The sequence below is a fragment of the Streptomyces vulcanius genome (assembly GCF_042653945.1).
Classification (GTDB): domain Bacteria; phylum Actinomycetota; class Actinomycetes; order Streptomycetales; family Streptomycetaceae; genus Streptomyces; species Streptomyces mangrovi.
Map to the genome: position 1 here is coordinate 19,747 of NZ_JBHSFK010000056.1, position 12,024 is coordinate 31,770.

10 protein-coding genes are annotated in these 12,024 nt (G+C 72.6%); 6 read left to right on the forward strand and 4 right to left on the reverse strand.

Annotated features, from left to right (window positions below; translation table 11 throughout):
• Positions 1–101 precede the first annotated feature (101 nt).
• The 4 genes from ACFPIH_RS49955 to ACFPIH_RS49970 are packed head-to-tail and all read left to right on the forward strand — an operon-like array spanning position 102 to position 5,921.
• On the forward strand, positions 102–1,271 hold the full coding sequence (locus ACFPIH_RS49955; RefSeq protein ID WP_381181997.1) for a CaiB/BaiF CoA transferase family protein: 1,170 nt from the start codon (positions 102–104) through the stop codon (positions 1,269–1,271).
• A gap of 10 nt (positions 1,272–1,281) precedes the next feature.
• Positions 1,282–2,496 (forward strand): acetyl-CoA C-acetyltransferase, encoded by a 1,215-nt coding sequence (locus ACFPIH_RS49960; RefSeq protein ID WP_381181996.1) that lies wholly within the window; start codon positions 1,282–1,284, stop codon positions 2,494–2,496.
• A 41-nt stretch (positions 2,497–2,537) separates the two neighbouring features.
• Entirely contained in the window at positions 2,538–4,715 is a 2,178-nt protein-coding gene (locus ACFPIH_RS49965; protein WP_381181994.1) for a 3-hydroxyacyl-CoA dehydrogenase NAD-binding domain-containing protein, read from the forward strand.
• Positions 4,716–5,921, forward strand: a complete 1,206-nt coding sequence (locus ACFPIH_RS49970) for an acyltransferase family protein (protein ID WP_381181993.1) — start codon at positions 4,716–4,718, stop codon at positions 5,919–5,921.
• Positions 5,922–5,938: 17 nt separating this feature from the next.
• Here the strand turns inward: ACFPIH_RS49970 and ACFPIH_RS49975 are convergent, their stop codons facing one another.
• Positions 5,939–6,667: a MerR family transcriptional regulator gene (locus tag ACFPIH_RS49975; protein WP_381181991.1), complete on the reverse strand. Its 729-nt coding sequence runs from the start codon at positions 6,665–6,667 to the stop codon at positions 5,939–5,941.
• 88 nt (positions 6,668–6,755) lie between these two features.
• Here ACFPIH_RS49975 and ACFPIH_RS49980 point away from each other — a divergent pair, with 88 nt between their 5' ends.
• A complete protein-coding gene (locus ACFPIH_RS49980; protein WP_381181989.1) occupies positions 6,756–7,232 on the forward strand; it encodes a macro domain-containing protein in 477 nt (158 codons plus the stop codon).
• A 13-nt stretch (positions 7,233–7,245) separates the two neighbouring features.
• Here the strand turns inward: ACFPIH_RS49980 and ACFPIH_RS49985 are convergent, their stop codons facing one another.
• Complete coding sequence (locus tag ACFPIH_RS49985) at positions 7,246–7,413, reverse strand: hypothetical protein (RefSeq protein WP_381181987.1); 168 nt, start codon at positions 7,411–7,413, stop codon at positions 7,246–7,248.
• Positions 7,414–7,476: 63 nt separating this feature from the next.
• Complete coding sequence (locus ACFPIH_RS49990; protein WP_381181985.1) at positions 7,477–8,949, reverse strand: M1 family metallopeptidase; 1,473 nt, start codon at positions 8,947–8,949, stop codon at positions 7,477–7,479.
• A 176-nt stretch (positions 8,950–9,125) separates the two neighbouring features.
• Between ACFPIH_RS49990 and ACFPIH_RS49995 the strand changes: the two genes are divergently transcribed.
• Positions 9,126–11,057 (forward strand): Xaa-Pro dipeptidyl-peptidase, encoded by a 1,932-nt coding sequence (locus ACFPIH_RS49995; RefSeq protein WP_381181983.1) that lies wholly within the window; start codon positions 9,126–9,128, stop codon positions 11,055–11,057.
• Here ACFPIH_RS49995 and ACFPIH_RS50000 read toward each other — a convergent pair.
• Positions 11,023–12,024: an NAD(P)/FAD-dependent oxidoreductase gene (locus ACFPIH_RS50000; protein ID WP_381181981.1), complete on the reverse strand. Its 1,002-nt coding sequence runs from the start codon at positions 12,022–12,024 to the stop codon at positions 11,023–11,025. The genes ACFPIH_RS49995 and ACFPIH_RS50000 overlap by 35 nt on opposite strands.

The window sequence follows — 12,024 nt, forward strand, 5'->3', positions numbered from 1 at the left end:
CCGCACTGGCTAAGCGCTTGCTCGTTCAGGTCTTGTGTCCACTGGAACACGTTCCTAGCATCACTGGTGTCACATCGGTTGTGTCACAGCAAGGGGGCTGTATGACAACGGCAGAAACGCCAGGGCACGGCCCGCTGGCCGGTGTGCGCGTGGTCGAACTGGCCGGCATCGGTCCCGGGCCGTTCGCCGGCATGCTCCTCGCCGACCTCGGCGCCGACGTCGTCCGCGTCGACCGCCCCGGCGTTCCCTCCATCGCCGTCGACCCGGCGTACGACGTCACCAACCGCAACAAGCGCTCGGTTCTCGTCGACCTCAAGGCGCCGGACGGCCCCGCGCGCGTGCTCGACCTCGCCGCCCGCGCCGACGTCCTGATCGAGGGCAACCGCCCGGGCGTCGCCGAGCGCTTGGGCGTCGGCCCCGAGGACTGCCACGCCCGCAACCCCCGGCTGGTGTACGGCAGGATGACCGGCTGGGGCCAGCAGGGCCCCCTCGCCGGGCGTGCCGGGCACGACATCGCCTACATCGCGCTCACCGGCGCCCTCGGGGTGATCGGCGACCCCGACCGGCCGCCGCCCGCCCCCGCCAACCTGCTCGGCGACTACGCGGGCGGCTCCCTCTACCTCGTCGTCGGCGTCCTCGCCGCGCTCCACCACGCGCGCGTGACGGGCGACGGCCAGGTCGTCGACGCGGCCATCGTGGACGGCACCGCCCACCTCTCCGCCATGCTCCACGGCATGCTCGCCGCCGGCGGCTGGCGGGACCGGCGCGGCGTCAACCTCTTGGACGGCGGCTGCCCGTACTACGGCACCTACGAGACCGCCGACGGCGGGTACATGGCGGTCGGCGCCCTGGAGCCGCAGTTCTACGACGAGTTCGTGATCCTCCTGGGCCTCGAGGACTTCGCCGACGCCCGCAAGGACCGGGCCCGCTGGGGCGACCTGCGCGAGGCGGTCGCCGCCCGCTTCCGGACCCGTAACCGGGACGAGTGGACGGCCCTGTTCGAGGGCACGGACGCGTGCGTGGCGCCCGTCCTGTCGCTGGGCGAGGCCCCGCACCACCCGCACTTAGCCGCCCGCGGCACCTTCACCGACCACGGCGGTCTCACCCAGCCGGCCCCCGCGCCCCGCTTCTCCGCGACCCCGACCTCCGTCCGCAGCGGCCCGGCCGGGCCCGGCGCCGACACGGCCGCCGTCGCCCGGGACTGGGACGTCCCCCGCATCCTCGCCGGCCCCCGGGACTCCCGGGACCCCCGCCTCCCGGACCCTCACTGAAAGGCCCCCTGTGAGCACCGAAGCGTATGTGTACGACGCGATCCGCACCCCGCGCGGGCGCGGAAAGGCGAACGGCGCCCTGCACGGCACGAAGCCCATCGACCTCGTCGTCGGCCTCATCCACGAACTGCGCGCCCGCTTCCCGGGCCTCGACCCGGCCGCGATCGACGACATCGTGCTCGGCGTCGTCGGCCCCGTGGGCGACCAGGGCTCCGACATCGCGCGGATCGCCGCCATCGCGGCCGGCCTGCCGGACACGGTGGCCGGCGTCCAGGAGAACCGCTTCTGTGCCTCGGGTCTGGAGGCCGTCAACCTGGCCGCCGCCAAGGTCCGCGCGGGCTGGGAGGACCTGGTCCTCGCGGGCGGCGTCGAGTCGATGTCCCGGGTGCCGATGGCCTCCGACGGCGGCGCCTGGTTCAACGACCCGATGACCAACCTGGCCGTCAACTTCGTGCCCCAGGGCATCGGGGCCGACCTCATCGCCACCATCGAGGGCTTCTCCCGGCGCGACGTCGACGAGTACGCGGCCCTGTCCCAGGAGCGCGCCGCCACCGCCTGGAAGGAGGGCCGCTTCGACCGCTCCGTGGTCCCCGTGAAGGACCGCGCCGGCCTCGTCGTCCTCGACCACGACGAGCATCCGCGCCCCGGCACCACCGCCGACTCCCTGGGGAAGCTCAAGCCCTCCTTCGCCGACATCGGCGAACTCGGCGGCTTCGACGCGGTGGCGCTGCAGAAGTACCACTGGGTGGAGAAGATCGACCACGTCCACCACGCGGGCAACTCCTCCGGCATCGTCGACGGCGCCTCCCTGGTCGCCATCGGCTCCAGGGAGGTCGGCGAGCGGTACGGCCTCACCCCGCGCGCGCGGATCGTCTCCGCCGCCGTCTCCGGCTCCGAGCCGACCATCATGCTCACCGGCCCCGCCCCCGCCACCCGCAAGGCCCTCGCGAAGGCCGGGCTGACCATCGACGACATCGACCTCGTCGAGATCAACGAGGCGTTCGCGGCGGTCGTCCTGCGCTTCGTCAAGGACATGGGCCTGTCCCTCGACAAGGTCAACGTCAACGGCGGCGCCATCGCCCTCGGCCACCCGCTCGGCGCCACCGGCGCCATGATCCTCGGCTCGCTCGTCGACGAACTGGAGCGCCAGGACAAGCGCTACGGCCTCGCCACCCTCTGCGTCGGCGGCGGCATGGGCGTCGCCACGATCGTCGAACGCGTCTGACCACCCCAGCGCAGTCCAGAGACTTCTACGGAGAGCCCGTCATGACCGAGAGCACCACCATCCGCTGGGAACAGGACCGCACCGGCCTGGTCACCCTCGTCCTCGACGACCCCGACCAGTCCGCGAACACCATGAACGCGGCGTTCCGCGCCTCCCTCGCCGCGGTCACCGACCGCCTGGAGGCCGAGAAGGACACCATTCGCGGCATCATCCTCACGTCCGCCAAGAAGACCTTCTTCGCCGGCGGCGACCTGCGCGACCTGATCCGCGTCACCCCCGAGACCGCCCAGGAGCTGTTCGACGGCGGCCTGGAGATCAAGCGCAACCTGCGCCGCATCGAGACCCTCGGCAAACCCGTCGTCGCGGCCCTCAACGGCGCCGCCCTGGGCGGCGGCTACGAACTCGCCCTCGCCTGCCACCACCGCGTCGCCCTCGACGCCCCCGGCTCGAAGATCGGCTGCCCCGAGGTCACCCTCGGGCTGCTCCCCGGAGGCGGCGGCGTCGTGCGCACCGTGCGCCTGCTGGGCATCGCCGACGCCCTCCTGAAGGTCCTCCTCCAGGGCACCCAGTACAGCCCCCGCAAGGCCCTGGAGAACGGCCTGATCGACGACGTGGCCGCCACCCCCGAGGAACTCCTCGCCAAGGCCCGCGCCTTCGTCGACGCCAACCCGGAGTCCCGGCAGCCCTGGGACAGGCCGGGCCACCGCATCCCCGGCGGCACCCCCGCCAACCCCAAGTTCGCCGCCAACCTGCCCGCCTTCCCCGCCACCCTGCGCAAGCAGACCGGCGGCGCCCCCTATCCGGCGCCGCGGGCCATCCTGGCCGCCGCCGTCGAGGGCTCCCAGGTCGACTTCGAGACCGCACAGGTCATCGAGGCCCGCTACTTCGTCGAACTCGCGGCGGGCCAGACGTCGAAGAACATGATCCAGGCGTTCTTCTTCGACCTCCAGGCCGTCAACTCCGGCGCCAACCGCCCCAAGGGCGTCGAGCCCCGCCAGGTCCGCAGGGTGGCCGTCCTGGGCGCCGGGATGATGGGCGCCGGCATCGCCTACTCGTGCGCCCGCGCGGGCATCGACGTCGTCCTGAAGGACGTGTCGCCGGAGGCCGCTGCCAAGGGCAAGGACTACTCCGGGAAGCTCTGCGCCAAGGCCGTCTCCCGGGGCCGCACCACCCAGGAGAAGGCGGACGCGCTGCTCGCCCGCATCACCCCCACCGCCGACCCCGCCGACCTCGCGGGCTGTGACGCCGTCATCGAGGCCGTCTTCGAGGACACCGCCCTCAAACACAAGGTCTTCCAGGAGATCGAGCAGGTCGTCGCCCCCGACGCGCTGCTGTGCTCCAACACCTCCACGCTTCCCATCACCGCCCTCGCCGAGGGCGTGGAGCGTCAGGAGGACTTCATCGGGCTGCACTTCTTCTCGCCGGTCGACAAGATGCCGCTCGTCGAGATCATCAAGGGCGAGCGCACCGGCGACGAGGCCCTGGCGCGCGCCTTCGACCTGGTCCGGCAGATCAGGAAGACCCCGATCGTCGTCAACGACTCGCGCGGCTTCTTCACCTCCCGGGTCATCGGCCACTTCATCAACGAGGGCGTCGCCATGGTCGGCGAGGGCATCGAGCCCGCGTCGGTCGAGCAGGCGGCGGCACAGTGCGGCTACCCGGCCAAGGTGCTGTCCCTGATGGACGAACTGACACTCACCCTCCCGCAGAAGATCCGCCGCGAGTCCAGGCGGGCCGTCGAGGAGGCCGGCGGCACCTGGCCCGGCCACCCCGCCGAAGCCGTCATCGACCGCATGGTCGACGAGTTCGGCCGCCCCGGCCGCAGCGGGGGAGTGGGCTTCTACGAGTACGGCGAGGACGGCGGCCGAGGCGCCCTCTGGCCGGGCCTGCGCGAGCACTTCACGCGCGCGGGCAGCGAGATCCCCTTCGAGGACATGCAGGAACGCATGCTCTTCTCGGAGGCCCTCGACACCGTCCGGCTCCTGGAGGAGGGCGTTCTCACCTCCGTCGCCGACGCCAACATCGGCTCCCTCTTCGGCATCGGCTTCCCGGGCTGGACCGGCGGCGTGCTCCAGTACATCAACGGCTACGACGGAGGCCTGCCCGGTTTCGTCGCACGCGCGCGTGAACTCGCCGAACGCTACGGCGACCGCTTCACCCCGCCCGCCCTGCTGGTCGCCAAGGCGGAACGGGGAGAGACCTTCACCGACGCCCGCTGAGTGGACGGCGCGGAACGCTCACGGCTGGGCTGGCTGGACGCGCTGCGCGGCATCGCGGCACTGGTCGTGGTCCTCGACCACTCGTCGCAGCACTTCCTGCCGGAACTCCGGCGGGACGTGATGCCGCACTTCAACACCAGCCGCTACGGGATCATGGTGTTCTTCCTCGTCAGCGGCTACATCATCCCCGCCTCCCTGGAGCGCCGGGGCTGCGTCCGGAGCTTCTGGACCGGACGGATCTTCCGCCTCTACCCGCTGTGGGCGGTCGCCGTCACCGCCGTCCTCGTCCTCGACCTGGCGGGCGTCGCCCGGCTGCGCGCCCACTTCGGCGGCGAGAGCGTGCCCACGGTGGCCGCCGCCCACCTCACCCTCCTCCAGGAACTGCTGGGCACGCCCAACCTCCTGCTGGTCCTGTGGACGCTGTCCTACGAGATGGCCTTCTACCTGCTGGTGGTCGCCCTGTTCACGGTCCGTCTGCACCGGCCCTCGGCGGCGGTCGCCGTGCTCCTGGCGGGGCTCGCCGTCGTCGGCGCGGCGGCGGGCGGCGCGCTGCCCGCCTCGGCCCTCTCCGACGCGCTCGGCACCGGCCCGCTGGTCGCGCTCGTCTGCGCCGCCATGGTGGCCGCCCTCGGCTGCGCGAGCGCCGGGCCGCCCGCCCTGCGCGTCTTCGGCGGCCTGCTGGGCGGGGTCACGGCGCTCGCCCTGGCCGCGTTCAACAGCACGGTCCCGATATGGGAGAGCCTGGTGATCCTCGCCGTGATGTTCCTCGGCACCGCCGTCCACCGCGCCGAACACGGACAGAGCAGCCGGCGGGTCACGGCCTGCGCGGCGGCCGTGGTGATCGTCTGCGCCGTGGGCAGCGCCTACCACTACGGCGACGGCGCCTACTTCACCCGGCGCGGCTGGATCACGGCGTTCCTGCTGGCCGTGCTCACCTTCGGCGCCGGACTCGCGGTGCGCCGCCGCCGGATCCCGCGCCCGCTGAGCGGACTCGGCACGATCAGCTACTCGGTCTACCTGCTGCACCCGGTGCTGCTCGCGGTGGTCGCCGGCACGATCGGCCGGGTGCGCCGGGACAGCCCGCTGCTCGAAGCGGCCTTCTTCGCGGTGCTGCTGCCCCTGTGCGTGCTGACGTACCGGTACGTCGAGACACCGGGCCAGGCGTGGGGCCGCAGACCGACCCGCCGCAGCCCGACCCGCCACTGACCGCTCCCGTCAGAGCGTCAGCCGTCCGTCTCCTGGACCAGCCACTCCCGCAGCTCCGCCCGCAGCGACCGCTGGAAGGTGGTCAGCAGGGCCTGCACCACCAGGGGGTGCATGTCGGCGGTCAGCGACCGCACGTCCCGCGCGTCCCGTTCGGCCACCGCCTCCCGCAGCAGCCGGGACAGGTCGTGCGCCGCCGCGCGCGAGTGCTCGATCAGCGCGGTGCGCGCCGCCAGGATCACCTCAGGCGACAGGGGCACGTCGAGCAGCCGCACCCCGAGCGGGAGCAGCCCACAGTCGACGCGGTAGCCGCCGTCGGCCGCCTCCCCGGGCGCCTTTTCGACGATGTCCATCGCCACCAGCCGCTCCACGTCCGCCTCGGACAGTTGCCGCCCCGCGCGCGCCCGCAGTTCCTCCGCCGTCACCGTCTCGACCGTGTCCGGCGCCCAGGAGGCGACCACCGCGCGGTGGATGGCGAGGTCGCGCGCGTCGAGACCGGGTGGCAGCTGCCCCAGGTAGCGCTCGATCGCCGCGAGCGTCATGCCCTGCCGCTGGAGCTCCTCGATGAGGGCGAGGCGCGCCAGGTGCCCCGGACCGTAGAGCCCCACCCGGCGCGGGCCGATCGCCGGCGGCGGCAGCAGGCCCCGGCCGCTGTAGAAGCGGACCGTGCGCACCGTGACGCCGGCGCGGGCGGCCAGTTCGTCGACCGTGAGGGTCTGCTCGGCGGCTTCGTCGGCCTTGCTCGTCATGTGCAGCAGTATCGCTGTCCCACCATTGCTGTGACACCCGCTCCCGGACCGCGCGGCCACTGTCAGTGGCATCGCCTACGGTGGCTTCATGTCGGGGATCACATATGTGCGGGGCGACGCCACCGTTCCGTCGGTGAAGGGCGTCAAGGTGATCGCCCATGTCTGCAACGACATCGGGGGATGGGGAAAGGGCTTCGTGCTGGCCCTCTCACGCCGTTGGCCGGAGCCGGAGGCGGCCTACCGCCTCTGGCACCGCGAGCGCTCCGCCAACGACTTCGGCCTGGGCGCGGTCCAGCTCGTCCAGGTGAAGCCGGACGTCTGGATCGCCAACATGATCGGCCAGCGCGGAACACGCACCGGCAGCAAGGGCGTCCCGGTGCGCTACGACGCCGTCGACACCGCGCTGGGCCGGCTCGCGGATCACGCGGCCGGCCTCGGCGCCTCCGTGCACATGCCCCGCATAGGCTGCGGCCTCGCCGGTGGCAAGTGGTCACGGATCGAACCCCTTGTCACCGAGCGACTGGTACGGCGGGGCATCGCGGTCACGGTGTACGACCACGACTAGCCCACAGAGGGTGCTACTTGCTTCGTGTGGCCATCAGCCCGATCAGACCGACGAAGACGAAGAGCGCCCCCATCAGGCTCAGTACGGGGACTCCCGCGATCAGGCCGATACCGACCCCCACCCCGCCGATCCCCGCCAGGACCCGCCATGTTGCCTCGTTGCCGTTGCCCGCCCCCGCCATGACTGGCCCCCCTCTGTCTCCACGCTTCCTTCGCATGGTGATACCCGGCAGGCGCGCCGTGACTCAGTTCTGGTGCACGGAGTTCGTCGCCGCGATCTTCTGCCACGACTTCGGCCGCACGGGTGCGGCGACGGTCCTCGCGCCGGACGCCGGCTTCGACGGCCGGAACAGCCAGGTGTCGAACAGCGCCTCCAGGGGCTTCCCTGACACCTGCTCGGCGTACGCCCGGAAGTCGGCGATGTCGGCGCTGCCGTACGCGTACGTCCGCGGCCAGCCCTTCAGCACGGCGAAGAACGCGTCGTCGCCGATCTCGTTCCGCAGTGCCTGCACGGCGAGCGCGCCCCGGTCGTACACGGCGGTGTCGAACTGGTTCTCGGCGCCCGGGTCGCCCGGCTTCACCGTCCAGAACGGGTCGTCGGCCGGATGCGAGGCGTACACGTAGTCGGCGAGTTCCTGAGCCGTGCCCTCGCCCTCGTGCTCGGACCACAGCCACTGCGCGTACCGCGCGAACCCCTCGTTGAGCCAGATGTCCCGCCAGCCCTTCAGGGACACGGAGTCCCCGTACCACTGGTGGGCCAGCTCATGGACGACGACGGAGGTGTTGGAGCCGTTCGCGAACTGCCGCGGGCTGTAGAACACGCGGGTCTGCGTCTCCAGCGCGTAACTCGTGGTCGTGTTGGGCACGTACCCGCCCGCCGAGCCGAAGGGATACGGCCCGAAGTACCCGCTCAGCCAGTCGACGATCTCCCCGGTGCGCTCCACGCTCGCGCGGGCCGCCCCGTCGTCGTCCCCCAGGTCCCTGCTGTAGGCGTTGACGACCGGGACACCGCCCTCCGAGGTGCTCGTCGTGATGTCGAACCTCCCCAGCGCCAGGGTGGCCAGATAGGTCGCCTGCGGCTTGTCCTGCCGCCAGTTGTAGCGGGTCCAGCCCAGCCGCGAGGTCGTCGAACGGAGCGTGCCGTTGGAGATCGCCCGGGTGCCGTCCGGTACGGCCACCGAGACGTCGTAGGTCGCCTTGTCGAGGGGATGGTCGTTGCTCGGGAACCACCACCAGGCCGACTCCGGCTCGTCCGCCGCGACCGCGCCGTCCGGGGTGCGGTGCCAGGTGGAGAAGCCGTACGCGCTCTTCGTCGACGGCACCCCGGCGTAGCGGACGACGACCGTGACGGGTGTCCCCTTCACCAGCGGGGACTTCGGGGTGACGACCAGTTCGTGCTCGCCGGAGGCCGCGAAGGAGGCCGTGACGCCGTTGACCCGCACCTCGCTGACATCCAGCAGGAAGTCCAGGTCGAAGCTCGACAGATCCTGCGTGGTCCGGGCGAGGACCGTCGCGGTCCCCTCCAGGCGGTCCGTCGCCGGCTGGTACGTCAGCCGCAGGTCGTAGTGGGAGACGTCGTACCCGCCGTTGCCGTACGCCGGGTAGTAGGGGTCGCCGATGCCCGGCGCGCCGGGGGAGGCGCCCGCGGCGGACGCCGGGATCGCCAGCAGGACGGACGCGGCGGCGAGCGCGCCGGGCACAAGGATTCTGCGGTGCACGAGAGCTCCAAGTCGTGGGGGGTGGAGTCCGCTCGGAGCCTATGGAGTCCACTTCAGTCCACGCCCGCCCCCACACCACCCGGTGGGCGAGTTCCGGCCATCTGGCACAGCCGGACCACAGCAGGCTCACAAACGCCCTCTTCTGCACGGGAGTTGCCCGCTGTACCGTCCCGCGCATGCGCCCCACGATCTGGAGACCGCTCGCGACCGCCGCCGTCACCCTGCTGCTGGCCGCCTTCCTCACCCCGGCAGCCGCCCACGGAACCCCGCGCGAGAGCCGGCCCGTCTACTCCTACGCCGACGCGATCCGTGAGGCCGTCTGGGTCGACACCGGACTCGACGGGGACGGCGACGGCAGGCGGGACCGGGTGGCCGTCGACATCGTCCGCCCCCGCGAACCCGCCGCCCAGGGCCGCAAGGTGCCCGTCATCATGGACGCCAGCCCCTACTACTCCTGCTGCGGGCGCGGCAACGAGAGCCAGCGCAAGACCTACGACGCCGCCGGGAACGTCGTACAGATGCCGCTGTTCTACGACAACTACTTCGTGCCGCGCGGCTACGCCTTCGTCGGCGTCGACCTGGCCGGTACCAACCGCTCCGACGGCTGCGTCGACGTCGGCGGACGCTCCGACATCCTCTCCGCGAAGGCCGTCGTCGACTGGCTGAACGGCCGCGCCAGGGCGTACACCACCCGCACCGGCACCACCGCCGCGAAGGCCGGCTGGACCAACGGCAGAACCGGCATGATCGGCAAGAGCTGGGACGGCACCATCGCCAACGGCGTCGCCGCGACCGGCGTGAAGGGACTCAGGACGATCGTCCCGATCGCCGCCATCTCCTCCTGGTACGACTACTACTTCTCGCAGGGCGCGCCCCTCTACGACTCGGGACCCGACTGGCTCTCCGACTACGTCGACAGCCCCGCCGCCCGCGCCAAGTGCGCCGCCGTGCAACGGAGGATCGTCGACGGGGCCCCGCGCACCGGCGACCGGACCTCCCTGTGGACCGAGCGGGACTACGTCAAGGACGCCCGCAAGGTACGGGCCAGCGTGTTCGTCGTCCACGGAATGCAGGACCTCAACGTCCGCACCAAGCACTTCGGCCAGTGGTGGGACGCCCTGGCGAAGAACGGCGTCGAGCGGAAGATCTGGCTGTCCCAGACCGGCCACGTCGACCCCTTCGATTTCCGCCGCGCCGCCTGGGTGGACACCCTGCACCGCTGGTTCGACCACGAACTCCTCGGCTACGACAACGGTGTCGACCGCGAGCCCATGGCCGACGTCGAACGCCACCCCGACCAGTGGGCCACCTCCAAGGTCTGGCCGCCGCGCGGCACGGCCGGCGCGACCCTGCGCCCGGCCACCGGCCCCCGGGCGGGCGTCGGCACCCTCGGTCTGCGCAAGAGCAACGGCACCGAGACCCTCACCGACGACCCGCGGCTGAGCGAGACCGACTGGGCCGCACGGATCGACACCCCGACCTCCGACAAGGCGGGCTTCACCACCGGGCCGCTCACCAGGGACCTGCGCCTGTCCGGCTCCTCGAAGGTCACCGTCACCGCGACCCCGACCACCGCGACAGCCCATCTCTCCGCCGTCCTGGTCGACCTCGGCCCCGACACCGTCCGCGACTACGCGGCGAGCGGCGAGGGCATCACCACGCTCACCGACCGCACCTGCTGGGGCGCGAGCACACCCGGCGACAGCGCCTGCTACCGGGAGACGAAGCCACGGACCACCGACGTCGAGCAGACCGTCCTCAGCCGCGGCTGGGCCGACCTCGGCACCTCCGCGAACCCCGGCAAGGGCGTCCCGCTCACCCCGGGCCGGGCCTACACCATCACCCTCGACCTGGCGGCCACCGACCACGTCGTCCCCGCCGGACACCGCCTCGCGCTGATCGTCGCGGGCACCGACCGGGACCTCATCGACCCGCCCGCCGACACCCCGACGCTCACCCTGGACCTGTCCCGGACCTCGGCCCGGGTCCCGTTCGTCGGCGGCACCGCCGCCTTCGCCGCCGCCACGGCCGGAGCCACGCCGGTCACGCCCGACTCCGGGCCCCTGGACGGCGTCACCACACCGCAGGACCCGTACCGGATCCCGTAGGGGACGGCCGCCAGGAGGAGGCGGCCAGTGCGGCCGCCTCCTCCGCGCAGCCCCAGGCCACCGTCACCCCCGCCCCGCCGTGCCCGTAGTGGTGCACCAGCACCCGCCCGTCGGGCAGTGCCTCCCGCTCCAGCCGCACCGCGGGCCGCACCGGCCGCAGCCCCACCCGGTGCTCCAGGATCCGCGCCCCGGCGACCTCCGGACGCAAGCCGGCACACCGCCGTACGATCCCCTCGGCCACCGCCGGATCCGGCTCCCGCGACCACGCGTCGTCCTCGGCCGTGCCGCCCAGCAGCAGCCGGCCGGGCTGCGGGAAGAGATACACCAGCTCGGCGCCCGAGGTCGCGGCGACGAGCCAGGTGTCGACCCCGGGGTTCTCGACCACGACCAGCTGCCCGCGCTGGGGCCGCACCGACAGGTCGCCCACCAGCTCCCGCGCGCCCAGGCCCGCGCAGTTGACGACGACCGGCGCCTCGGCCTCGGCCAGGTCGGTCACCGTGCGCTCCTCGACCGTGCCGCCCGCCCGCAGCAACCGCTGCCGCAGCCACGGCAGATGCACGGCCATGTCGATCAACGGCAGCCGCGCCCACATCGCGGCCCCGGCCGGGTACTCCCGCTCCGTGGCCCGGCGCAGCACGGCCAGCCGGCCCGCCGCCCAGCCCTCGACGTCCGCCGGGTCCGTCCCGCCCATGGCGCCTTCGACCAGCCGCACCCCGGTCTCCTCGGGCCGGGCGGCCAGTTCCTCGTACACCTCCAGCGAGCGCAGCGCCCATCGCCGGGCCGTCGCCACCGGCTCTATGTGGTACGGCCACCACAGCGCCCCGGCCACGGCCGAGGTGGTCCGCTCCACGGGATCCCGGGTCCAGACCCGCACCCGCAGTCCGCGCTCGGCCAGCACGACGGCCGTCGCCAGCCCCACGACCCCGCCCCCGACCACGATCACTTCGCCGTTCGCCCCGGTGTCCAC

Coding starts and splice junctions, on each gene's coding strand:
- ACFPIH_RS49955 (WP_381181997.1), top strand. CDS start 102: ATGACAACGGCAGAAACGCCAGGGCACGGCCCGCTGGCCGGTGTGCGC.
- ACFPIH_RS49965 (WP_381181994.1), top strand. CDS start 2,538: ATGACCGAGAGCACCACCATCCGCTGGGAACAGGACCGCACCGGCCTG.
- ACFPIH_RS49975 (WP_381181991.1), bottom strand. CDS start 6,667: ATGACGAGCAAGGCCGACGAAGCCGCCGAGCAGACCCTCACGGTCGAC.
- ACFPIH_RS49980 (WP_381181989.1), top strand. CDS start 6,756: ATGTCGGGGATCACATATGTGCGGGGCGACGCCACCGTTCCGTCGGTG.
- ACFPIH_RS49985 (WP_381181987.1), bottom strand. CDS start 7,413: ATGGCGGGGGCGGGCAACGGCAACGAGGCAACATGGCGGGTCCTGGCG.
- ACFPIH_RS49995 (WP_381181983.1), top strand. CDS start 9,126: ATGCGCCCCACGATCTGGAGACCGCTCGCGACCGCCGCCGTCACCCTG.